Origin of the sequence: Actinomadura sp. KC216 (assembly GCF_004348535.1) — a bacterium.
Lineage (GTDB): Bacteria > Actinomycetota > Actinomycetes > Streptosporangiales > Streptosporangiaceae > Spirillospora.
Genome location: NZ_SMJX01000551.1, coordinates 1 through 2749, shown reverse-complemented (window position 1 = coordinate 2749; position 2749 = coordinate 1). Strand labels below are relative to the sequence as shown.

The 2749-nt window shown below is 71.2% G+C and carries 3 protein-coding genes; 1 reads left to right on the top strand and 2 read right to left on the bottom strand.

All coding sequences use genetic code 11. The features are described from left to right. Both E1264_RS41805 and E1264_RS41800 read right to left on the bottom strand, forming a co-directional pair. Positions 1 to 507 (bottom strand): TerD family protein (locus E1264_RS41805; protein ID WP_132183001.1); only part of this gene is annotated, 507 nt, incomplete at its 3' end. Between the two features lie 163 nt (positions 508 to 670). Next, positions 671 to 1720 (bottom strand): biotin/lipoate A/B protein ligase family protein, encoded by a 1050-nt coding sequence (locus E1264_RS41800; RefSeq protein WP_132182999.1) that lies wholly within the window; start codon positions 1718 to 1720, stop codon positions 671 to 673. A gap of 107 nt (positions 1721 to 1827) precedes the next feature. Between E1264_RS41800 and E1264_RS41795 the strand changes: the two genes are divergently transcribed. After that, on the top strand, positions 1828 to 2749 hold a 922-nt coding region (locus E1264_RS41795), incomplete at its 3' end, for a pirin family protein (RefSeq protein ID WP_132182997.1).

Below are 2749 nucleotides of genomic sequence, written 5' to 3'. Positions count from 1 at the left end.
CCCGAAATCGGTCGCGAGACCGGCGAGCCCCGAGTCGTACCCCTGGCCGACGGCGCGGAACTTCCACCCGCCCTGCCGCCGGTACAGCTCGCCGAGCACGAACGCCGTCTCCGTCGTGGCGCCCTCGCTGTCGAACCGCGCGACCTCCGTCCCGGCCGCCGCGTCGACCACGCGCACGTACAGCCCCTGGAACTTGCCGAAGGCGCCCCCGTCCGAGGACGCCGCGACGACGATCCGGTCGATGGCGGGCTCCACGCGGTCCAGGTCGATCGACAGGACGTCCAGTACGGTCGCCCCCCGCTGCTTCCCGTCGTGGCGGACCGCTCCCGACTTATGCGCCGGCTGGTTGTAGAAGACGAAATCGTCGTCCGAGCGCACCCGTCCCGTATCCGCCAGCAGGAGCGCGGACGCATCCGCGTCGGGCACGCCCGGCCCCCCTTGCCAGCCGAGCTCGACCCGGACGGAGGGAACCGGCACCGCGGTGTTGGCGCCCTTCTGCATCGACATGAACGCTCCTCATCATCGATCGATGTCATCAACCTACGGGCCGCCGCACGGCCTCGCGACCTGCATTTGAGGGACGCACCGAATCGCCGGCGAGTTCCGGCCCGGCCATCGACCGCCTTTCGGCGCGCGATCCGCCAGGTCGCTCAGGGCACACCGGGGGGCTTCAGGGGACCCGGGCCGTCCATTCCGGCGTGCTGAACTTGTCCGTGACGTACTTGCGGGCGAGGCGCATCTCGTCCTCGCTCACCTCGTCGCCGGCCAGGCCGTACCGGCCCCGGAAATGCCCGATCATACGGTCGATGATCTCCTCCCGGGGCAGTCCGGTCTGGCGGCGCAGCGGGTCGACGCGCTTGACCGCGCTGGCGATCCCCTTGTCGGAGACCTTCTCCCGGCCGATCCGCAGCACCCGCAGCATCTTCTCCGCGTCGATGTCGTAGGCCATGGTCACGTGGTGCAGCACCGCCCCGGCGGCGAGCCGCTTCTGCGCCGCGCCCGCGATCTTGCCCTGGTCGGAGGTGATGTCGTTCAGCGGCTGGTACCACGCCTTGATCCCGAGCTCGCCGAGCGCGCCCAGCACCCAGTCGTCCAGGAACGCGTAGCTCTCCGCGAACGACATGCCCGCCACCAGCGTCTCCGGCGCGTACAGCGAGTAGGTGATCGTGTCGCCCGGTTCGATGAACATCGCGCCGCCGCCGCTGATGCGGCGGACCACGTCCACCCCGTACCGTCCGGCCGCCTCGGCGTCGACCTCGTTGCGCAGCGACTGGAAGCTGCCGATGACGACCGCGGGCGACGCCCACTCCCACACCCGCAGCGTCGGCGGGCGCCGTCCCGCGCCGACCTCCTCGGCGAGGACCTGGTCGAGCGCCATGTGCAGGGTGGGGTCCTGCGGCGGCTCATGGATCAGCCGCCAGTCGTGGTCCCGCCAGTCCGACGCACGCGCGACCGCGCGCCGCACCGCGATTCCCACGGCCTCCGCAGTAATTCCCAGCATCACCGTGCCCTGAGGCAGGCCCGCTTCCACGCGCGCGCCGATCGCCTTGGCGTCGAGCCCAGCGGGGAGGCCGTCCAGGACGGCGTTGATGTCCTCCAGCGCCCCGTCGGGTTCCATGAAGAAGTCGCCGCTGATCCTCGGGTCGCGCAGCAGACCGTCCACGACGTCCACGTCGGCGACGACGAGCTTGCCACCTGGGACCTTGTACTCACCGTGCATCACATACAGTCGAACCCCGCCGCCCTACCGCGGATTCCGCCGGTCGGCTTGGCGGACGGCGCGCCGGGGCATCGGTACAGGTGGCGGTCATGGGAAGGACGGTGCCGGTGAGCAATCTCGACGTCAGGCCGAAGCCGGTCGAATGCGGTGGACGGGACGAGGTGCCAGGCCGTCCCGTCCATGAGCTCCTGCCCCCGCGGCGCGTGCCGCTCGGCGAGAGCACGGTCGTCCGGCGGCTCCTGCCCAGCCTGGGACGGCGCATGGTGGGCGCCTGGTGCTTCGTCGACCACTACGGCCCGGACGACATCACCGGCGAGCCGGGCATGCAGGTACCGCCACATCCGCATATCGGGCTGCAGACGGTGAGCTGGCTGCACGGCGGCGAGGTACTGCACCGCGACAGCCTGGGCAGCCTCCAGACCGTCCGGCCCAGGGAACTCGGGCTCATGACGGCGGGACGGGCCATCGCGCACTCGGAGGAGTCACCGCGCGACCATCCGGCCATCCTGCACGGGGCCCAGCTCTGGGTCGCACTACCGGACGCCCACCGGCACACCGACCCCGCGTTCGAGCACCACGCCGATCTGCCCGTCGTGCAGGCGCCCGGGTTCGGAGCCACCGTCATCCTGGGAGAACTGGACGGGGCCGCCTCGCCCGGCATGACCTTCACCCCGATCGTGGGCGCGGACATCACCGTGGCGGACGGGGCCGAAGCGCGGGTGCCGGTCGAGCCCGACTTCGAGCACGCCGCGCTCACCATGTCGGGCATGACGGAGATCGACGGGTCCCGGGTCGAACCCGGCTCGATGCTCTACCTCGGTTGCGGGCGCCGCGAACTGACGCTGAGGGCCGACGACGGCGAAAGCACGCTCGTCCTGCTGGGCGGCGAGCCGTTCGAGGAGAAGCTCGTCATGTGGTGGAACTTCGTCGGCCGCACCGGCGACGAGATCGCACAGGCGCGCGAGGACTGGATGGCCGGCGACCGCTTCGGCGAAGTCCGCGGCTACGACGGCCCGCCCATCCCGGCAC